Genomic DNA, 21,274 nt, shown 5'->3' on the forward strand with positions numbered 1-21,274 from the left:
CAATCTCCTACCTATCTAACAGCAATGCCCGCTGCCTTCAATTGGGCTTTCAAATCGGGAATACTGATTTCACCAAAGTGGAATATAGACGCTGCTAGCGCACCAGTAACGCCGGTCTCGGTAAAAACATCGATAAAATGCTGTACCGTACCAGCTCCACCAGAGGCTATAATCGGTACATCTACGACCTCTTCCAAGGCCTTATATAATTTAATATCAAAGCCGGATTTAGTGCCATCCTTATCCATGCTTGTTACCAATAACTCACCAGCGCCACGGCTCACCGCTTCTTTAGCCCACGCTAGGGCTTCCCAATCACTACGCTTACGACCACCATGGGTATACACATACCATTTGCCAGTCTCTGGATCCGTTTTTACATCAATAGCTACTACCATACATTGGTTGCCAAACTTTTGAGCGCCTTCACTGATGAGTTCTGGATGCGCTAAAGCAGCTGAATTAAGCGATACCTTATCGGCGCCAGCTTTCAATAGCGCGCTCATATCGTCCACTGTTTTAATGCCACCACCTACGGTGAGGGGCATGAACACATGTTTTGAAATATCTGTCACCACATCGCGCATCGTCGTACGTCTGTCCACCGTAGCCGTAATATCGAGGAATACGAGTTCATCGGCGCCCTGTTCCTCATAGGTAGCCGCAATATCGACAGGGCTGCCTACATCAACGAGATTTACAAAGTTAACGCCTTTTTTTACGCGTCCATTATCTACGTCTAAACAAGGAATAATCCGTTTCGCTAACATGATGCTTTCTCCTTATTAAACGCAGCAATTTCCTCTAATGTAATGGTGCGTTCATATAAAGCCTTACCTACGATGCTATCCACAACACCGCGTTTTTCAAGATTCTTAATATCCTCTAAATTGCGGACACCACCGGATGCAACAATACGGGCCGTCGGGAATTGATCTTGTAAGGAACCCAATAGGTCTTCATTAGCACCTTGCATTGTGCCATCTCGGTCCACATCGGTAACGATAAAATACTTTGCACCGGCAGCCACCATAGCACCGATAAGGTCGGTCATAGGCACATCAGATTGGTCGAGCCAACCTTCTGCAGCAACCTTACCATTCTTGCCGTCTACGCCGATAACGATGCGTTCTGGACCGTATTCGGCGATAACCTGTTTCGTCAATTCAGGATTTTTAAGGGCTACGGAACCGAGAATAACGCGATTAACGCCCATTTCTAAATATAAGTCTACCGCATCTTTGTCACGAATACCGCCACCGATTTCTAACACACCTGTAAATGCAGCGCGCACCCGTTTAACGATATCCACAATAACTGGTTTCCCCGCCTTTGCCCCATCTAAATCGACGAGGTGCAAAGCGCCAACGCCAGCAGCCTCGTACTGAGATGCTTGGTCAACCGGATCTGGATTGATAATGGTCTCCTTTGCAAAATCGCCCTTATACAAGCGTACACTGCGACCATCTTGTAAATCTATAGCTGGAAAAATCATAGTATCTCCTCTACTCACGAGCCTTATGTGGCCCGGTTTTCACCATTCATAAGGGCTATATTAAATCATGCCCTTTGTAGAATTCACACCTTGAATGTCCGGGTTAATCGTAACGGCCTTACGCAATGCGCGACCAGTAGCCTTGAACATGCTTTCAATAATATGATGCGTATTGCGACCATATTCATTGCGCACATGTAAATTCATGGCACCACTAACGGCCAAGGCTTGGAAGAAATCCTCTACCAATTCTGTTTCAAAATTGCCTCCCAATACAGGTGTCGTAAATTCACCATTAAACACGAGGTATGGACGACCACTGAGATCGATGACAACCTGTGTCAACGCTTCATCCATAGGCACCCACGCGTCGCCATAACGCTCGATACCCGCCTTGTCACCTAGAGCCTGTGTCAAGGCTTGTCCTAAAGTCAATGCAATATCCTCTACCGTATGATGCGCATCTACGTACGTATCGCCTACGGCTTTTACAGCCAGGCCAAAACGGCCATGTTTCGCCAATAAACGGAGCATATGATCAAGGAAACCGATGCCTGTATCGACGTGAATATCCTGATTTCCATCTAGGGTAAGTGTAATTGTAATATCTGTTTCGCCCGTTTTACGAGTTACCGTAGCTGACCGATTTGTTCTCATCATAGTATCCTCTTATTATTAAGGAAGCCCTTTAAGGCGTTCCCATCCAACAATTATTTTTCAAAGCGCACTTCAATAGCACGAGCATGTGCTTCAAGTCCTTCTGTACGAGCCAAGGTAGTAATATCCTTCGCAACCTCTTGTAAGCGTTCACGGCTAAATTGAGTAAAGGAAATGCGTTTTACGAAATCGTACACACCAAGGGGGGACGAGAATTTTGCAGTACCGCTCGTAGGTAATACGTGATTTGTACCGCCTACATAGTCGCCCAACGGTTCAGATGCATATCTGCCAAGGAACACGGAACCTGCATTTTCTACCATGCTCATATATTCCATAGGATCTGGTAATTGAATTTCCAAATGTTCTGGTGCCACTTCGTTCATAACAGTAAACATATCTTCTACGCTATCCATAACGGCAATGTAGCTATTGTTTTCGATAGCTGGACGTGCAATGCTTTCACGAGGTAATTGTGAAAGTTGACGTTCTACCTCATCGGATACGAGGTTAGCTAGTTTTTCACTATTTGTAACCATGATGGCACGAGCTCGTGGGTCATGTTCCGCTTGGGATAATAAGTCCGCAGCAAGATGTACTGGATTAGCACTTTCATCCGCGATAACGCCAATTTCACTAGGGCCGGCAATCATGTCGATATCAACTTGGCCAAATACTTGGCGTTTTGCAGTAGCCACATAAATGTTACCAGGGCCTACGATTTTATCTACCTTCGGAATTTGTTCAGAACCATACGCAAGAGCTGCTACGCCTTGAGCACCACCTACTTGGTATACCGCATCAACGCCAGCAAGTTTTGCAGCGCCTAGTACAGCAGGATTAATGCCATCCTTTTGTGGAGGGGTTACCATGATAATTTCCTTAACACCAGCGATTTTTGCAGGCAATGCAGTCATCATAATGGTAGATGGATATGCGGCTGTACCACCAGGAACATAGAGGCCAACACGAGCCAATGGAGTTACCTTTTGACCACGCGTGATACCTGGTGTATCCATGTCTACAAAGCCTTGTTCAATTTCACGACTGTGGAATTCGGTAATGTTTTTCTTCGCTACCAATAAAGCGTGTTTCAAATCTTCTGGTAAATTGTCCCATGCTGCATCGATGATGGATTGATCTACCTTAAAATCATCAAGTTTTACGCCATCGAATTTTTCAGAATATTCACGGAGTGCTGCATCGCCATTAGCACGTACATTTTCGATAATATCATGCACGCGGCGTTCAATTTCCATATCTGTTGTTTGTTGTGTATATTGACGGACAATGCTAAGCATTGCTTCAAGAGATTCTTTGTAAATTTTCATTGTATGTCCTCATTTCAAACTATGTATATTATATATCTCTCACTACATTACTGTAGCGATATAATTATTTGTTATCAATGGCTGATTGTAATTGGTCAATCAACGCAAAGATAGTATTTCTTTTTTGTTTTAACGCTAGTGGGTTCGCCACAAGACGGGTCGAAATTGGTTGGAGCCAATCATAGATTTTAAGATTGTTTTCTCGTAGCGTTGTACCTGTTTCTGTAATATCTACGATGGCATCGGCTAAGCCTACGAGCGGAGCCAATTCAACGGAACCTTCAATTTTGATGATTTCTACGTCTTGGGATCCGAAATATTGTTTTGTAATGGTTGGATATTTCGTACCAATCCGCTGACGACGGCCTTCCTTCGGATTATACCCTTCTAAGGAGGCCAAGATAAATTGACATTGTCCCGTTTTTAAATCTAGCATTTCATAGGATGTATTATCTTGTTCATCCAGTACATCGCTACCAACGATGCCCAAATCAACAACGCCATTATTCAAATATGTCGTTACATCAGGGCCCTTCACTAGGATGACCTCTACCGAATCACCTAATGGGATGATTAACTTGCGCGCTTTGTTACGTAATGGTTCGCAGTCAATACCACAGGACTCTAAGAGTGGAATAAAATCCTTTTCAACGCGGCCCTTTGTCAAGGCGATACGCAATTTACCATTATCTTGAATGTTGCTTTCACCTTGCATAAGCACATCCGTAAGGACATCGATGTTGAAAGCCATACCAACGGATGGCATCGGTGTACCATCAAATCCGGACAAGAGACCATCATAGCGACCACCGCTGACGATGTATTGAGATACGCCATCTACATAACCTCTAAAGGTAAAGCCTGTGTAATAGGATTGAAGCGGTTCTGTAGACACATCAATGCGAACTTGTTGGCCAGTTGCCTCGATTTGTCCGGCTAAATCCATAAGGCTATCTAAAATACGTTGTGCACCAGCAGGCAAAATCACTTGAGTGAGCTCATTTTTAATATCATTTACAGTGCCAAATAAGCGAGGCCAAATCATAAGGAATGGGTAAAGTGCATTATTTTTAAATTCGCTAATCAATTCGTTATAACGTGGCAAATATTTTGTAAATAACGCATCGAGCAAATCCGTTCGTTCCCCATCGGTCAAGCCCAATGCATCGGTGATAGCACGGGAGAAACGAGCATCGCCTATTTCTAATAATAAGGTATTATTGAGCTGTGATTCGTTCACCTCTTTAATGATGGCAAAGCATTCTAATTCGGCATCAATACCTTCATAGCCGACCATTTCGATGCCACCTTGTGTGACTTGGTTGATATCGCCACGATGCTGTTTGTTTTTCATCAACACATCGCCAAGATAGTAGAACTTGCGAGGCAATTCAATATTCGTAGTCGCTAAGAAACGACCGATTGGCATGGTTAAATCGGGGCGGATAACCACAGATGCATCAGAACTACCAAAGAATTCGTACATATGTTGACCACGGCCTAATGTATAACCATTAAACACATCTTTGTATTCTACGAGGGGTGTAGAAATTTTTGTATACTGACGATTGCGGCAAAGGCTGAGCAAATATTGACTCACATCATCCTTGCGCTCCGCTACAGCACCTATATCATCACGAAAACCTGTAGGCAACTGTTTCTGTACCATGAGGATCATCCTTTCTATAAACCATGCTAATATTTCTATTTAAATATATAGATTCTTTTAGATTTTATCGCTTTAGCGTGTTAAAGTATAAAATTATAATAATACTCCTCTATAGAATTGTCAATAGAGGAGTATTAATTCTAGTCCCAAACCTTTGCCACATCAGCTACGCTATGCGCATCAGATCCTAGCACAAAGGGCACGCCGATAATGGCAGCTATTCCTTGAATAAAGCGGCTCGGATACATTTCACCGCAATCAGGTTTAAAGAATCCGCTCATATTATAATCTAGTTCTCTACCTTGAACTCGCATAATATGTAATATATCGCTTACGAGTTGTGCATTCCGTTTATCTAGATGATGTTCAAAACCGAAATAGTGTTGGTATTTCTTGATTAAATCAAAGTGACCTATTCGCTTTGGCGTATACGTACCCAAATCGGCGCGCACTGCTTGGCGAATAATACTAAAGTATTTATAATACAATTCACTTTGATTTGAAATCCAAGGGCCAAAGCCCTTTTCAAATTCCTCTGTATTATAGTCAACACAGTAGTATTTGCCACCTACACCATCCATAAAGTGAACAGAAAGAATATTATCATCCGTCAATGGACCATAGCGATCAAGGAAGTCTTGGATATCGCTTTCAAAACCAGGGATATAATCCACCTCAAAACCAAGGGAAATATCGATATGCGTACCATAGGCACGTTGTAATTCGCGGCCTAATTCGAGATAGGAATCCACCTGATTGAGTTTAAGAGACGCCGTATCGTATGCGACCTTATCGCCGCCGTACTCTGCTTCAAAGGCCTTTGGTAACGGAGCATGCTCTGTTAAACACACCTTTTCAATACGCAATTCAATGGCCTTTTCAATCATAAGCGCCGTTCTATCACCACTACCATGTGGACATAATTCAGTATGAAAATGACCATCCACCAATCGGCTACGATACGTACTATTGCCTATGAACTGCCGTTCTGCTTTCATATTTATCATAACTTACCCCTATCTATGTATAGCATACATCCGCAACCCCACGGATATATGAAGTATTTAATATCTATTATTATACCAATAATGCGTAAGTTTCGGTATCCTGATATTTTCCATGTTTAAAACCAACTTCAGGGGTAAGACCACAATAGGTAAAACCAAATCGATTGTGCAATTTCGTGCTCCCCTCATTCCCTGCAGTAATAACGGACACCACATTATGTAATGTATCATCGGATTTCGCCATAGCTATAATACGTTCCATCAACTGTGTTGCCACACCTTGACCACGGTAATCTTGATGAATATATATAGACAATTCTACAGTACTTTTGAAAGCATCCTTTAATCGATATGGTGAAAGCGATGCATAGCCTACCACTACATCATCAATGGTTCCTACAATGATAGGATGATGCTCATCGCTGTGCGCGTTATACCACTCATGCCACTCTTCCAATGTGCGAGGTTCAAGATCTAAGGTAGCTACGCCATATTCGACCTCGTAGTTGTAAATAGATAAACAAGCAAACACATCATCTTTTGCAATTAATCGAATTATTAATTCACTCATATATTCCTCTAAAATAGTTTATGGAAGCAACCTTAGTTGTAACTACCTATAACTATTGGCTCAACAATAAGACAAAAAAATAAGCAAGAAAAAGGACGAGCTGCAACTCGTCCTTTTTTGTTATATTGTAGGTAATTTTATACGCTTCACTACCTATTTGTAGTATATCATAAATATATAACACTAACTAATAATAAATAGGAAATAGTCAATTATATCTCTATAGTACACCAAATAGAATAAGTGTGACTACAATTAATGCAACAATAACTATATAGTCTATTAGTTTAAGACCTACGGACGCGGCAAAGCTATGTGTCTTGCCACCAAAGCCTCTTAGTTCCAAGGACAAAGCCATTGTTTCAGAACGGCCTAAGGATTTTAAGAGTAATGGTTGGATAACAGAGCCATAGGATTTCATGCGTTTAAAGATATTGCCTTCCAAGGAAAGGCCACGACAAGATTGTGCCTCTTGTACAGCCTTACTTTCACCAATGAAATCAGGTACAAAGCGAAGGGCTGCGGTAAACATAAATGCATATTCATAAGGAATTTTGCATTGTGTCACGAGGGCCGCTGTTAAATCTTGTAATTTAGTTGTTGCTAAAAGTGCAATAAACACGAGCGTCATGGCTAGCATACGAAGGCCTGATACAACGGCAGAAACGACGTCTCCGCTGCCCAAGTATTGAATGATCCCTAAGAATACAGCGAATACAACTAACGCAAACACGGCCTTATATTGTTTCCATAGTAAACCGGTCAACAACAGTGCTACTAATTCTACGACAACTAATGCCATCAATGACATCCAGTCCCGCAAGAAGATGGCCCATACGGATACGGCGAGGGTCATCAATATTTTTGTTAATGGTACTAAACGTTCCATGGTTCCCTCCTATTCTGCCAATTGCGCGATAAGGCGCGTCCGTAATTCATCCATCGATTTGCAGTAACCTAAGCCTGGTACTGCTTGTGAAAGCTCCACACTTGGCGGTTTTGTGAGGCCCAAATCATGTAATTCATCGGTAGATTTTGAAAATAGTTCTTCTGGTGTGCCGTCAAAGGATACGGTGCGATGTCCCATGATGATGGCACGGGAACATTCAGCCGCCATGATTTCCATATCATGAGTAATCAATAAGATCGTAAGACCTTCACGATTCAACTGACGGAGCAAGGCTAACAATTCTTTTGTTTCCTTACCATCTTGACCACTTGTAGGTTCATCGAGGATGAGGATTTGGGACTGCATAGCCAATGCAGAGGCAATAGCAACGCGTTGCTTTTCACCACGGCGCAATGTAGGTGGATACTCGTCACGTAAATGACTGATACCACAACGCTCTAATACTTCGTCTACAATGTGTGTAACCTCATCTTTAGAACGGCCTAAAGATTCAGGCCCAAACGCCACCTCTGTAGCCACAGTCGGTCTAAACATTTGGCGATCCGGTTGTTGGAATACATATCCAATAAATTGACCTCGTTTAGATGGTGGCATGGATGTAATATCCTTACCATTATAACGGATGTGGCCTTCAGCAGCCTTTTCAAGGCCTACTAAAAGACGTGTAATTGTGGTTTTACCACAACCATTCTTACCACCTACAGCAATAAATTCGCCTTCATGAATGGTAAAGTTTACATTTCTAAAAATATCTACGGTAGGCACATAGCCAAATCGTAAATTTTCTACCTTAAGCATGTGCGCCACCTCCTGTACTTTCACCTACATCATTACCTTGTTGAACTTGACTTTCACCATTTACATTTGTATGTTCATAGCGAGAACGGTCGATAGCCTTAGCCATTTCAATATGATGAAGACCCTTGATAGCCGATTCAATACTGAGCCAAGGTTCGTCGCTATGGTAACCGGCCTTTTCCAATTCCATATACGTTGTAAATACGGATGGCAATGCTTCTACATAAATATCATGATTGTACATGTATTCCAATGTGGTAGATACATCGCTATCGCATACGATTTCACCATTTACCATAAGTGCCATGCGATTAGCATATGGCAATACAGCATGCAAATCATGATCGATAACCACAACAGTGATACCATGATTGCGGTTTAAATCACCTACGAGACGATATAGTTCTGCCGTCCCATCTGGGTCAAGAGAGCTCGTTGGTTCATCAAGAACGAGGACAGATGGATTGGTTGCCAGCACGGAAGCAATCGCCAAACGTTGACGTTGACCGCCGGACAAGCTCGTAATTTTACGATCTTCAAGGCCTTCAATACCGACTTGTTTAAACACCTCTGCACAACGAGCATCGATGGTTGCCCGATCATAGCCACGGTTTTCCATAGCAAAGGCTACTTCTTCGCGAACCGTCATCGTTACGAGTTGTGTATCGTAATCGGCAAGAACAACACCAATATGGTTTGCTAATTCAGGAATCGATAATTGCGTTGTAGCCTTACCGTCTACGAATACCATGCCTTCTAAGCGACCACCGTAGAATTTAGGCACCGCCCCCACCATGGCCATGCAAAGCGTACTTTTACCACAACCGGCAGGCCCTGTTACAACGAGGAAATCACCATCATGTACATCAAGGTTGATGTTCTTTAACGTAGGCGCAGTCGCCTTAGGATGGTAATAATTCATGTGCTCAATGGAAATCTTTGCATCCCGTTCTGGCGTAATAACGAGACCGCTATGGTCGCTAGAAGCTTCGCCACCAGTAGGCAACATGCCTCGTTTAGCGAACATCTTTTGAGCTGGAATGTACAATACTGGTGTAATTGCTGCATTTACAGCCGCTACCACTAACACGAGAGGCCACATAGCGTAGAGATATACATTATTAGGCAAGTTTGCAATTTGCCATAACAACGTAACAAAAATACCGCCAGATACAACAGTCGTAAAGAATGAACCTACAATCGGCGTAATTTCAAAGGAACCAATTTTACCGATTTTCATAGATGTCATGGTGCGAGAAATGAATGTTATCACCAATGCACCAGCTGGTTCGGACAACAAGTTACCATAAGGGAACCCAGATTTGGAGGTTAACACCTCAATCAAGGCCGCCACTAAACCAATGCCCAATGCTTGAGATACACTAGGTTTTGTCAGCAAAATCGCTACGCAATACGCGGAAATCATCCAGTTTGGCGTAACCCCTGCAAAACTTGGGCTCACCAAGTGCAAAATTGTACCCAATGCGAGCATTAATGTGCTCACCGTCACCCATCTAAACTGTCCACCCTGGTCATGGGTGTACACGAGATCCTTTATCCGTTCCATAATACCCTCTTTTCTTCAATAGAATATATACTGTTTATTTTAACATTTATATGGGTATTGTGAAAGTTTATAATCCTTTTCTATCCAACAATATAACTCATACAAAAAATAAAGCGACACCGAATAAACGATGTCGCCGCTTGAAACTATATATAGTTTTTCTATGTACGATATATATTATACATTGAGAAAGCATATGTCAATATATGTATATAAAGATAGAGTAGATTCATTCAATCTAAAATCTTATTCAGCCTTCTCTTCGCTTGACTCTTCAGCTATTCATTTAGTTTCTGTTTTTTCAGCAACCTTCGCTCTAATGTCTTTCGCTGCTCCTGCAGATTTTTCTTTAACGGTATCCGTAATATCTTTAGCCGCATCAGCCGTTATATCTTTTACTTCTCTAGCCTTTTGTTTTAGCTCTTCAGCCTTTACCTTAAGGGTAGCTTCTAGATCTTTTGCAACGTCTGCAGACTTTGCTTTTACTAATTCATTTACATCGTGTGCTGCATCAGCAGATTTAGCTTTTACATCTGCCGCCTTTTCTTTAACTAATACCTTTACTTCTTGCGCTGCATCAGCGGATTTAGCCTTCACATCTGCGGCCTTTTCTTTAGCCAACACCTTCACTTCTTGTGCTGCATCAGCAGTTAAGTCTTTTACAACACTAGCCTTGGATTTAGCTAATTCTTTTACATCCTTAACCGCATCTCCCAATTGATCTAGAAATTTCATGTTAGTTCCCTCCAAATAATTTTGTAATGAATGCCTTCTCTCTTTCAATTACAGATTAAGATTAAATCTCACTTTTATATCATTAAATCACAATACATTCAAATTATAAAGAGTGTCCACGCATCTTCATGTTACTATTAAAATCATTTTATAAATCTACTATATTCTAGAAATGAATATACAGGATTATATATGATTCATTTTTACATTCTTCGAGATTTTATATCAACCCCATAATAAAAAGCACCATCTAGTAACGATAGTGCTTTTAAGAACTAATGTACTTCATCCAATAGTATTTTAAGATAATCACGTCTACTATTTAATATTCTATCAATATAGATAGTACGATCTAAATAACGGTAAAAACTTAAATAATTATGACAAAGCAAATATCTATATTCAATTTTACTCCCTATATTTATCAATAATCGCGGTCCCATTTCTGGAAAAGCGCTTAAGGAATCATTCGTAGTCACTATATCCGAAATAGTTTTCTTAGCTAACTCAATATCACCGGTTTCTTCTTCTATAAAGGATTTTATTTTAAGCAAATCTTCTCGTGCTTTTGGTGCATAGCTAATTTGATTATCCATAATTAAATCCCCAATTCACTTTTTAGTTGCTCTGATGAAATCCAACCTTGTTCTTCACCAGATTGCCGACCTGCCTCTAAAGCACCCATAAGTTTTATTGTAGCCATTACACGTTCATAATCTTGAATATCCATAATTGCATATCGGCCTCTACCATTTTTAGTTAAGAATACGGGACTGTCTATAGCAACATCACGCAATACTTCAGAATAATTACGTAAATCTGAAATAGGTTTTATATTCGGCATACCATCACCTCCAAAATACTTTAGTGATATAACACTCACTTTTTAAATATCTTATCATTATTGTAGTTAAATTATCATGTAAATTCAACGTCAAATTTTACAGCTTTATAATCAGAATCTTACTATACATTGCTTTCTCACTTCCTCGTCACATAGTTATGATATAATGCATATAGTAATTACGCCCACACAGGAGGTCTACATGTACAAATATATCACAATTTTAGGCGCTGCAGGCCAAATCGCACAACGATTGACAGCAACACTTCTAACATATACTGATATGCACATCACATTATATGGACGTCAATTGAGCACACGTATTCATCCGGAAATTTTAGAACACGAACGGGTAACCGTTATCGAAGGATCCTTCCAAAGCCCTAAAAAATTAGAGGAAGCCGTTAAAAATACAGAAATCGTATTCCTCGGTGCTATGGAAACTGGCAGTGACATGGCAGTTATTGTGAAAGCACTATCTCGCCAAAATATTCGTCGCATCATCGGCTTATCCATGGCAGGCCTATCTGGTGAGTTTCCAAAGGCTTTAGAAAAATTCACCTTTGACAATCTACCAATTAGCTATATACAAGGTGAACGTCAGGCGCGCAACGTTTTACGCGAATCTAATTTGAACTACACAATTTTGCGTCTACCTTGGCTCTATAACAATATGGAGAACACGAATTATGAATTAATCGCTGAAGGCGCTCCTTTCAACGATGCACAAGTTACACGCGAAGCTGTAGTAAAAGCCGTTTACGATATACTACACATTGAAGACGAAACACCATTCAGCCGCGCTAGCATTGGTGTAGGTGAACCAGGTACACACTACGATAAACCATCATTTTTATAAACTACCATATATTAGGAGATATCTATGGAACTTTCAAATGATACAATCACCCTAGAAAATAAAACATATAATATGTTAAAAGCCCAGTTAGAAATATTAACCTCTCTAGTGGAAGGACAAAATGATATCATTCAAGGACGTACAACAACCATAGAGGAAACTTTCAATAGTATTGATAAAATGATACACCAATTGGACTAATCTAATATTAATATCCTTAACGGTTTATAAAACTACAAAATATCTTCGGTATACATTTCTTACTCAAGAAAATGTATACCGATTTTTTATTCCCATAATTTATGGTTATTTATGTAGATAAACAACGTTATTTACGCTATACTAATAACAGAATTAAGATACACTAATAAACAGGTAAGGAGATATCATGAATCGCATTGTTGTTATAGGTAGTTGCAACATGGATATTGTGGTCCTCGCGGATAAGCGTCCCGCAGCAGGCGAAACAATTATGGGCAACGAACTGCACATCGCCCACGGCGGTAAAGGTGCTAACCAAGCGGTAGCCGCAGCTCGACTAGGCGCAGAGGTTACCATGGTAGGCTGCATCGGTCGAGATGCATATGGCCAAATGATTTTGGATAACCTCAAAGAAAATCATATCAACACGGACTATATCGTCACCGTCCCAGATACGACAACAGGTACTGCTCATATCACATTAGCTGAAGGTGACAATAGCATCATCGTCATTGCTGGTGCTAATGCTAAGGTAGACCAATCTGTAGTCGATAATGCTTGGTCCGCTATCGAGCAAGCCGATCTCGTAATGGTTCAAAATGAGATTCCTATTCAAACCATCGAATACATCGTTCGTCGTTGCCACGAGGCTAATGTGAAAGTCCTCTTAAACCCGGCTCCAGCGGCTGACCTCAATCCTGAATGGTTGGAACTAGCCACCTATATTACACCAAATGAGCACGAATTATCGGCCCTCTACCCTAATAAAACTACAGAGGAAACATTATTAGCCAATGAAAATAAAATCATCGTTACCCTCGGTAGCCAAGGTGTGGGCTATGCAGACGATGGAGAAATTCACATTGTTCCTGGATTCAAGGTAGAACCAGTAGACACAACAGGCGCAGGCGACACATTTAATGGTGCCTTTGCAACAGCTATCGTCAATGGTAAAAGCCTAGCCAATGCCCTCCACTACGGCAACGCAGCAGCGGCCCTCTCCATCCAAAAACTAGGTGCCCAAGGTGGTATGCCTACAAAGGATGAGGTCGACGCATTCGTATCCAAGTAACACTAGAGAACTGAATAGGACTTTAAAAGCTCCACCGGCCGGGTCTGACTACGGCCTACGGCCTTCGCAGGGCCAAAGTCGCTTTGAAAGTCCTATTCAGCTCCAACAAATATCATCTAATAACGAATGCATTCGACCTCTATATAATAAAGGGAACAATGAACGAGGCTTTAACAGCCTCATTCATTGAAATGAAAGGAGTATTTATGCAACGAAACGGCATTTTAAATAGTCATATTGCCAAGGTTCTTGCGGATCTTGGTCATACAGATACGATTTGTATTTCTGATTGTGGTCTACCCGTACCTGAAGGGGTTCAAAAGATTGACCTTGCGTTGGAGTTCGGTGTGCCTAGTTTTGAGCAGGTTGTATCACTTATTACAAAGCATATGAAGATTGAAGCAATCCAGATTGCTAAGGAAATGAAAGATTTTAATCCAAAGGGTCATGCATTCTTGGAATCCACATTCCCTTGCGACGAATTTGAGTGGATTACAACTAGTCACGATGCTTTTAAAGAAGCCACAAAACAATGCAAGTGCATCATTCGAACTGGTGAAGCATCTCCATATGCGAATATTATCTTGCGTGCCGATTGTATCTTTAGCGATCGTCCTTAAAATTAAAGTCTATTACATACAATAAGAGATACTTTCACCAATCATATAGGAGTAGTTATGGAAATTGTTATGTCAGGCATTGCGAAGGCATTTGGCACGAACCAAGTGCTGCGCGATGTAAGTATTACCCTCAAGGAGGGCGAGGTTCACGCCTTGATGGGCGAAAACGGCGCCGGTAAATCCACCCTCATGAATATCCTCACCGGTATTCACAAGGCGGACGCTGGTACAATCACCATCGACGGCGTAGAGCGCACCTTCCCGAACCCAAGAGAGGCTGAGCTAAACGGGGTGGCTTTCATCCACCAAGAGCTCAATATTTGGCCAAATCTAACATTGTTAGAAAATCTGTATTTAATGAGACCAAAGCGCAATAAATTTGGTATGCTCGACAAAAAGGCGATGCTCGCCGAGGCAGAAAATACATGCCGTGAACTAGGCATCGAATTGCCTCTCACAACGGAGGCAGGCCTTTGCTCCGTTGGACATCAACAAATGACGGAAATCCTTCGTATCTTGATGTTGGATGCAAAGGTTGTCATCATGGATGAACCGACAGCCGCCCTTACAGAGCGTGAAACGGCGACATTGTTCAACATGATGCGCAAGATGAAAGCCCGCGGCGTTGCTATCGTGTATATCTCTCACCGTATGGAAGAGGTATTTAGCGAATGTGATACCATAACGGTTATGCGCGATGGTCACACCATCATTACGAAACCGACAGCTGAGATTTCTGTAGACGAAGTGGTACGCCACATGGTAGGCCGTTCTATCGACGAGTTCTATCCTGCTCGTACAACCACACCAGGCGATGTAGTCATGAGTATCGACCATCTCAAACCAGAAGGCTTTGACAACGACATATCCTTCACCCTACGCAAAGGGGAAATTCTCGGTGTAGCAGGTCTTATGGGTGCAGGCCGCACGGAAATCATGCGTGCCATCTTTGGCGTAGATAAACACAATGGCGGTACCGTAACAGTAAACGGCTCCGTTCTAAACTGTAAAAAACCAGAAGATGCCATCAAAGCTGGCATTGCTTTCATCACAGAAAATAGAAAGAGCGAAGGCTTGATCCTCGATTTCTCCATCGGTTCCAATATTACATTGCCGAACCTTGATGACATTTGCCCATCTCATGTACTAGATAGCGGCAAGCTCAATTCCTTTGCTGACGAATTGTCTAAAAAACTAGGCGTTAAAACACAATCTATTCACGAACCGGCATCGTCCCTATCCGGTGGTAACCAACAAAAGGTAGTTATCGCAAAATGGGTTGGCAAAAAGCCATCCATTATCATCATGGACGAGCCGACGCGCGGTATCGATATCGGCGCGAAACGTGATATTTATGATTTAATGAACGAATTAACGAACGATGGTGTGTCCATTATCATGGTGTCCTCTGAGTTACCTGAAGTGCTCGGCATGAGCGACCGCGTTATGGTCATTCATGAAGGTCGCGTAGCAGGTATCTTGGACCGCAGCGATGCAACACCAGAATCGATTATGACATTAGCCACAGGAGGACAATAATGGACAGCAAAGCTCTACAATATGTAAAAAAATTAGGCCCCCTCATCGGCCTCATCCTATTATTTGTAATTATCTCTGTCATGAACGACAGTTTTCTTGAATTCTCTAACTTGCGTAACTTGTTACGCCAAGTATCCATCAATGCGATCATCGCCTTTGGTATGACCTTCGTCATCTTAACAGGTGGTATCGACTTATCCGTTGGCTCCATCCTCGCTCTCTCCAGTGCAGTGATGGCCAACCTCATCGTAACTGGTACAGACCCTGTATTGGCTATCGTGTTAGCCGCAGGTGCTGGTCTTGTATTGGGCGGTATTAACGGTCTCGTTATTACTTATGGCCGCGTAGCTCCATTCATCGCTACCTTGGCGACCATGACCATCTACCGTGGTGCGACACTAGTATTCACAGATGGTAACCCAATCTCAGGCCTTACACAAGATCCTCTATTCCACGGCTTTGGCCAAGGGGATATTGCAGGCCTTCCAGTACCAGCTATCACAATGTTCCTAGCTTTCATCATCCTCTGGTTCGTATTGAGCCGCACATCCTTAGGCCGTAAAACATACGCCGTAGGTGGTAGTGAAAAGGTTAGTTACATTGCTGGTATCAAGATTGACCGCGTTAAAATCTTCGTGTATGCCTTAACTGGTATGCTCTGTGGTATCGCCGGTGCAATCATCACATCTCGTCTTAACTCTGCACAACCTACAGCAGGTGCAGGCTACGAACTTGACGCTATTGCAGCGGTAGTTCTTGGCGGCACAAGCCTTGCTGGTGGTCGTGGTCATATCGTTGGCACATTAATTGGTGCCCTAATTATCGGTACCCTCAACAACGGGTTAAATATTCTCGACGTTTCCAGTTTCTATCAACAAGTTGTAAAAGGTATTGTCATTTTATTGGCGGTTCTTGCAGATCGCAAGAAAGCCTAGGAGGTTCCTATGAAAAAACTATTGTTACTGTTGGCGATGGCTATCATGGTTATCGGTCTTGTAGCAGGCTGTGGTAAAAGCGCTGATAACGGCGGCGACAAAAAATCCGGCACAATCGGCTTCTCTGTTTCCACATTAAACAACCCATTCTTCGTAACTATGAAAGAAGGCGTTGAGGCTCAAGCTAAAGCGCTTGGTCTTAAAGTTAAAATCGTTGATGCTCAAAACGACCCTGCTAAACAAGCAAACGATATTTCCGACTTGATTGAAAGCGGCGTTTCCGTATTGATCATCAACCCTGTAGACTCTGCAGCTATCTCTACTTCTGTAGAAGCAGCAAATGCTAAAAATATTCCTGTCATCACTGTTGACCGCTCTGCTGACAAAGGCAAAGTAGTAGCTCACATCGCTTCCGATAACGTAAAAGGTGGCGAAATGGCTGCACAACTTATCGCTGATAAAGTAGGCAAAGCTGCAAAAGTTGCTGAAATCGAAGGTATCCCTGGTGCTTCCGCAACTCGTGAACGTGGCCAAGGTTTCCACAACGTAGCTGACAAAGACTTAACAGTAGTAGCAAAACAAAGTGCTGACTTCGACCGTACAAAAGGTTTGAACGTAGCAACAAATATCTTGCAAGCTAACCCTGACGTACAAGCTATCTTCGCTCATAATGACGAAATGGCATTGGGCGCTATCCAAGCAGCTAAATCTGCAGGCAAAACAATCTTCATCGTAGGCTTTGACGGTACTGCTGATGCAGAAAAAGCTGTTAAAGACGGCACATTGGCTGCAACAATTGCTCAACAACCAGACCAAATGGGTAAAATCGCTATCGATACAGCTCAAAAAATTATTAAAGGCGAAGCTGTAGATGCTAAAATTCCTGTAGATCTTAAAGTTGTTACAAAATAATTGTATATAGAAACTGGGTACAGAAAAAGAGTCGCACCATTTGGAGCGACTCTCTTTTTATTGCTAAATTGTAGGGTTATAGGATACAGGATTTCGAATACATCCCCTTCTAAAAAATAGAACAGGCCTGTTCTATTTTTTTAGTACCCCTTATACCCTTTCTAAGAATTACTACAGGCATGTACTAATTTATAAAACATATATGTCCGCACCAATAATTATTTTATACCTAAACAATATAAACTATCTTTCTTTAGGTTCTCGCCCAAGAAAAACTTTGAAAAACTCAATAAACTTTGGTAAATACTATGTATCCTCCACCAATCGCCAGTATCAACAATAGCTGAGCAACAATGATCCCCTTGTTTGATATAATAACTATATTAATTATATAGACTTTTTCGTATGCTATAATGAGCATATATAAAATACACAAGGGAAGGAGGATTCGCATGGAATACGTATTACTCAACAAAAACGCCCCTATATTGCAGTTTCGCATCGAGAGGCACGAAGAAGTTGTCAATCTAACCTCGTTAGTCCGTATGGATATTTGCGATTTAACAATCATAGATAATGCGACATTACCAATAAATATGCAACCTACCATAAAAGGACTAAAAAATTGGTTATTACAACGTAAGATTCCAAATAATCGTGCATTTGTTGAGAATTTATTAGATGCCATTTCAGATACAGAGAATCCATATCGATATTTAGATGTAACCTATGGTTTATCCTTAAATGATACATTCTGGGTCAAGCCGGCCCATTCCACAGTTTCATGGTCAGATGTTAATTTATACGATAATCCATTTAGTGAAATTGTAGCAGGCATTGCTTTCACCGGCGAAGATAGTCATATACAAGGCATTGTGACGACCCCAGAATACACGACAAACGGCATGCTCCGTAAGTGTTGGCATCGTGAAAATGATGTCATTTATTTATATAAAGGTTCAACACCTCGCTATGCCAATGGAGGGCTTGAGGCACTCAGTGAAGTATATGCTAGCCAGATTGCGGCCGCTATGGGGTTAGCACATGTGGAATATAAACTCACTACATTCCACGACCAACTAGTTAGTGCGTGTCCTCTATTCACATCAGAACAGATTGGATATATGCCTATATCTGGTCTCTTAGATGAAGCGATGTCTCGGGATGAACTCATGTTGTATGATAAGCAGCACGATATCGCTAGCCTATACGGTATTATGCCATTTTCCGATATGATAGTGTTTGATGCGCTCATTCATAATACTGATAGACACCTCAACAATTTTGGTGTTCTCATCGATAATGAAAGCAATCGTATCCTGGGTCCAGCCCCTCTCTTCGATCATGGCAATTCATTATTTTACAATATAACTGACGATGAATACGCAGATTTAAATGGTGTGAAAGATATCAGTTTTTGGGGTCTCTCCTTTGATACATTGGCAAAATTATATCTTCACGATTCGCACCGTGCCATGTTAACACCATTATTAGGATTTAAATTTAATCGTATCCCATCAGATATACTAACAGATACAAAATTAGATATATTAGAGTCCTACATACAACAACGAGCTGCTTATTTTATCCGTTTACTCGACGAAAAACACATCAATTTCATGCATCCTAATATACCGCAACAATAGCAAAAGAGGCTGTCAATAATGACAGCCTCTTATTACATTTTGAACAACTCCGCATGGGTCCCAATCCTAGTCAAGGATAGCACCAGTATATCATCAATATATTCATATATTAACAACCAATCTGGACTTCACCTCATATGTCATACATCTAAAGCCGCCTTTAATTCATCAATAGAATGATATCCTTTCACATTCGGATCTCTAGCTATACGTCGACCTTCTTCGATGGCCTCTATAGTTGTTTGATTTGGTTCATTCAATGTCAAAGAAAAGGGAATTCCATTTGTTCGAATCGTAGCTCGTAAAAACATATTAATAGCTGCAGTCATACTTAATCCTAATTCAGAATAAATTTGATCAGCTTGCTCTTTTATTGTTTTATCTGTTCTAATATTCAAATTTGTAGTTGCCATACTATCACCTCTTACACTTAGTATAGCGAACCAGCTTTTAAAACGCAATACATTGTAACGAAAATCGCAACATATTGTAACGCATTATAAAAGTAAAATATAATATGTATTAGAACATGAAGTTCACGTCTGTACGCCAGTAATCACCTAAGTGGTTACCATCCATATCTTTATTAGCGAAGCCGTAGTATGCACCAATAGATACGTTTTTATATGGAACGTAGTTAACATTAGCTACAAAGCCTTTATAACCATTGCGTACATGAGCGACACCTTTTGTATCCACATAATGTTGGTTATAGAAACTATATGCTGGTGCAAAGGCGCTACTGAAGACAGGAGAATTAGCTTCTTCATAGTAATATTGACCACGTACGCTATAGGTACGAGCTTTACTAATATTATAATTACCATAACCTACGCTAGCCATCCAAGCTTGGGAATTAGATATGCCTGGTGCTGTTAGCCATTCGCCGAATACATTCCAACGGTTGAAGTTCATATTCGCATTAAGGCCCCAAATATTTTTGTATGGGGAATCGATAAAGGATTTAACTTGTTTACCTGTAGCCGCATCAATATCTTGACCTTGGTACAATTTACCATTATGGAATCGACCATACATACCGCCAAGAGTAACATGTTTATTAAGTTTACCTTTTACTTCAAGCATAGCAGCTGTGATAGTATTTTCTTTATCTTGGTAGTAACCTGCACCACCCCACCAGTAACCATAACTAGCGGATACATCTAACTTACCATGTTTATACATGAGGCGTGCCCCATCGATAAGGTCATCGTACATGAGCCCTAGTGCAGGTGTATATAATTGACGACCTACACGCAATGTTGTGTCCTTACCAAAATGATGGTCTACATAAGCAAGATTTACCTTAGCTACGTTAGCATTGCTATTGCCAAGTTCACCTGCACCTTGTACACGGACAACAGCATCGGTTTTATCGTTAACCTTTGCATTAAAGATTACACGAGCCCGATAATCAAAGGAGGAATGCGTGCCATAAGCATATGCATCATCTTTCAATTGGCTGCCACGATAGCGTAAACGGTAATTACCTGTTACCTTCACATTACCAACTTGATCTTCTAATTTTGCTACACGCACGCCCAATGTGTTAAGTTCATTGCTAAATTCATCGGCCAAACGATTAATCATGGCTTGTTGTTCCGCATTAGCACGGTCTTGATTTGCCATGGCTTTCGCTACCATTTGTGCCATTTCGTACCGCGTAATATCTTTATTGCCTTTGAAAGTCCCATCTGGGTAGCCATTAATAATGCCCGCATTCGCCAATTGAGACACAGATTGATATGCCCAAGAATCTGGCGTTACATCGCTAAATGGATTCGCTGCATAAGCACTAACAGAACCCAATACAAAACAAGACACTAAACTTGCTACTAATTTTCTATTCATAGAGATAACCCACTCTCATCTATACACAAACAAAATATATGAATCTATATTCTCT

At 41.3% G+C, this 21,274-nt stretch carries 24 protein-coding genes; 8 read left to right on the forward strand and 16 right to left on the reverse strand.

Features of this window, described 5'->3' with window-relative positions; translation table 11 throughout:
- Nucleotides 1-11 precede the first annotated feature (11 nt).
- The 13 genes from hisF to O3617_RS02770 form a co-directional block, all read right to left on the reverse strand.
- The gene (gene hisF, locus O3617_RS02710; protein ID WP_371448555.1) at nt 12-770 is read right to left on the reverse strand and encodes an imidazole glycerol phosphate synthase subunit HisF; all 759 of its coding nucleotides are present in this window, start codon (nt 768-770) and stop codon (nt 12-14) included.
- Complete coding sequence (gene hisA, locus O3617_RS02715) at nt 764-1,495, reverse strand: 1-(5-phosphoribosyl)-5-[(5-phosphoribosylamino)methylideneamino]imidazole-4-carboxamide isomerase (protein ID WP_371448556.1); 732 nt, start codon at nt 1,493-1,495, stop codon at nt 764-766. The genes hisF and hisA overlap by 7 nt, the downstream gene beginning before the upstream one ends.
- A 60-nt stretch (nt 1,496-1,555) precedes the next feature.
- Complete coding sequence (gene hisB, locus O3617_RS02720) at nt 1,556-2,155, reverse strand: imidazoleglycerol-phosphate dehydratase HisB (protein WP_287503301.1); 600 nt, start codon at nt 2,153-2,155, stop codon at nt 1,556-1,558.
- 50 nt (nt 2,156-2,205) lie between these two features.
- Nucleotides 2,206-3,483, reverse strand: coding sequence for a histidinol dehydrogenase (gene hisD, locus O3617_RS02725; protein ID WP_371448557.1), 1,278 nt, complete (start codon nt 3,481-3,483; stop codon nt 2,206-2,208).
- Between the two features lie 64 nt (nt 3,484-3,547).
- The gene (hisG, locus tag O3617_RS02730) at nt 3,548-5,152 is read right to left on the reverse strand and encodes an ATP phosphoribosyltransferase (RefSeq protein ID WP_371448558.1); all 1,605 of its coding nucleotides are present in this window, start codon (nt 5,150-5,152) and stop codon (nt 3,548-3,550) included.
- Nucleotides 5,153-5,292: 140 nt separating this feature from the next.
- Entirely contained in the window at nt 5,293-6,159 is an 867-nt protein-coding gene (gene hisJ / locus O3617_RS02735) for a histidinol-phosphatase HisJ (protein ID WP_371448559.1), read from the reverse strand.
- A gap of 70 nt (nt 6,160-6,229) precedes the next feature.
- Nucleotides 6,230-6,730, reverse strand: a complete 501-nt coding sequence (locus tag O3617_RS02740) for an N-acetyltransferase family protein (protein WP_371448561.1) — start codon at nt 6,728-6,730, stop codon at nt 6,230-6,232.
- A gap of 220 nt (nt 6,731-6,950) precedes the next feature.
- A complete protein-coding gene (locus O3617_RS02745; protein ID WP_005381391.1) occupies nt 6,951-7,619 on the reverse strand; it encodes an energy-coupling factor transporter transmembrane protein EcfT in 669 nt (222 codons plus the stop codon).
- 9 nt (nt 7,620-7,628) lie between these two features.
- Nucleotides 7,629-8,438, reverse strand: coding sequence for an energy-coupling factor ABC transporter ATP-binding protein (locus O3617_RS02750; protein ID WP_060807702.1), 810 nt, complete (start codon nt 8,436-8,438; stop codon nt 7,629-7,631).
- Nucleotides 8,431-10,005 (reverse strand): energy-coupling factor ABC transporter ATP-binding protein, encoded by a 1,575-nt coding sequence (locus O3617_RS02755; RefSeq protein WP_371448563.1) that lies wholly within the window; start codon nt 10,003-10,005, stop codon nt 8,431-8,433. Before O3617_RS02755 ends, O3617_RS02750 begins: the two co-directional genes overlap by 8 nt.
- Nucleotides 10,006-10,287: 282 nt before the next feature.
- Nucleotides 10,288-10,740: a surface exclusion protein gene (locus O3617_RS02760; RefSeq protein ID WP_371448565.1), complete on the reverse strand. Its 453-nt coding sequence runs from the start codon at nt 10,738-10,740 to the stop codon at nt 10,288-10,290.
- Nucleotides 10,741-11,015: 275 nt separating this feature from the next.
- Complete coding sequence (locus tag O3617_RS02765; protein WP_287503317.1) at nt 11,016-11,336, reverse strand: type II toxin-antitoxin system RelE/ParE family toxin; 321 nt, start codon at nt 11,334-11,336, stop codon at nt 11,016-11,018.
- A 2-nt stretch (nt 11,337-11,338) separates the two neighbouring features.
- A complete protein-coding gene (locus O3617_RS02770) occupies nt 11,339-11,584 on the reverse strand; it encodes a type II toxin-antitoxin system prevent-host-death family antitoxin (protein ID WP_005375341.1) in 246 nt (81 codons plus the stop codon).
- 202 nt (nt 11,585-11,786) lie between these two features.
- Between O3617_RS02770 and O3617_RS02775 the strand changes: the two genes are divergently transcribed.
- The 8 genes from O3617_RS02775 to O3617_RS02810 all read left to right on the forward strand — a co-directional run bounded on the left by O3617_RS02775 (nt 11,787) and on the right by O3617_RS02810 (nt 19,368).
- Nucleotides 11,787-12,443, forward strand: a complete 657-nt coding sequence (locus O3617_RS02775; RefSeq protein WP_371448567.1) for an NAD(P)H-binding protein — start codon at nt 11,787-11,789, stop codon at nt 12,441-12,443.
- A gap of 24 nt (nt 12,444-12,467) precedes the next feature.
- Complete coding sequence (locus O3617_RS02780; RefSeq protein WP_287503321.1) at nt 12,468-12,644, forward strand: antitoxin PHD; 177 nt, start codon at nt 12,468-12,470, stop codon at nt 12,642-12,644.
- A gap of 187 nt (nt 12,645-12,831) precedes the next feature.
- Nucleotides 12,832-13,716: a ribokinase gene (rbsK, locus tag O3617_RS02785; RefSeq protein WP_371448568.1), complete on the forward strand. Its 885-nt coding sequence runs from the start codon at nt 12,832-12,834 to the stop codon at nt 13,714-13,716.
- Nucleotides 13,717-13,922: 206 nt separating this feature from the next.
- On the forward strand, nt 13,923-14,336 hold the full coding sequence (gene rbsD, locus O3617_RS02790; RefSeq protein WP_371448569.1) for a D-ribose pyranase: 414 nt from the start codon (nt 13,923-13,925) through the stop codon (nt 14,334-14,336).
- Nucleotides 14,337-14,393: 57 nt separating this feature from the next.
- Nucleotides 14,394-15,875, forward strand: coding sequence for a sugar ABC transporter ATP-binding protein (locus O3617_RS02795; RefSeq protein ID WP_371448570.1), 1,482 nt, complete (start codon nt 14,394-14,396; stop codon nt 15,873-15,875).
- Nucleotides 15,875-16,810 (forward strand): ABC transporter permease, encoded by a 936-nt coding sequence (locus O3617_RS02800; RefSeq protein WP_004694241.1) that lies wholly within the window; start codon nt 15,875-15,877, stop codon nt 16,808-16,810. Before O3617_RS02795 ends, O3617_RS02800 begins: the two co-directional genes overlap by 1 nt.
- A gap of 9 nt (nt 16,811-16,819) precedes the next feature.
- Nucleotides 16,820-17,722, forward strand: coding sequence for a ribose ABC transporter substrate-binding protein RbsB (gene rbsB / locus O3617_RS02805; RefSeq protein ID WP_371448571.1), 903 nt, complete (start codon nt 16,820-16,822; stop codon nt 17,720-17,722).
- A 452-nt stretch (nt 17,723-18,174) separates the two neighbouring features.
- Nucleotides 18,175-19,368, forward strand: coding sequence for a protein kinase (locus O3617_RS02810; protein WP_371448572.1), 1,194 nt, complete (start codon nt 18,175-18,177; stop codon nt 19,366-19,368).
- A gap of 32 nt (nt 19,369-19,400) precedes the next feature.
- On the opposite strand, the gene O3617_RS02815 is transcribed toward O3617_RS02810, so the two are convergent.
- From O3617_RS02815 to O3617_RS02825, 3 genes are all read right to left on the reverse strand, one after another.
- The gene (locus tag O3617_RS02815) at nt 19,401-19,484 is read right to left on the reverse strand and encodes a hypothetical protein (protein ID WP_371448671.1); all 84 of its coding nucleotides are present in this window, start codon (nt 19,482-19,484) and stop codon (nt 19,401-19,403) included.
- A gap of 24 nt (nt 19,485-19,508) precedes the next feature.
- Nucleotides 19,509-19,781 carry a type II toxin-antitoxin system RelB/DinJ family antitoxin gene (locus tag O3617_RS02820; protein WP_371448573.1) on the reverse strand — a complete coding sequence of 91 codons (273 nt, stop codon included), beginning with the start codon at nt 19,779-19,781 and terminating at the stop codon, nt 19,509-19,511.
- A gap of 109 nt (nt 19,782-19,890) precedes the next feature.
- A complete protein-coding gene (locus O3617_RS02825) occupies nt 19,891-21,219 on the reverse strand; it encodes an S-layer homology domain-containing protein (RefSeq protein WP_371448575.1) in 1,329 nt (442 codons plus the stop codon).
- Nucleotides 21,220-21,274: the final 55 nt, after the last annotated feature.

The sequence above is a fragment of the Veillonella sp. 27098_8_77 genome, assembly GCF_041431535.1.
Lineage (GTDB): Bacteria > Bacillota > Negativicutes > Veillonellales > Veillonellaceae > Veillonella.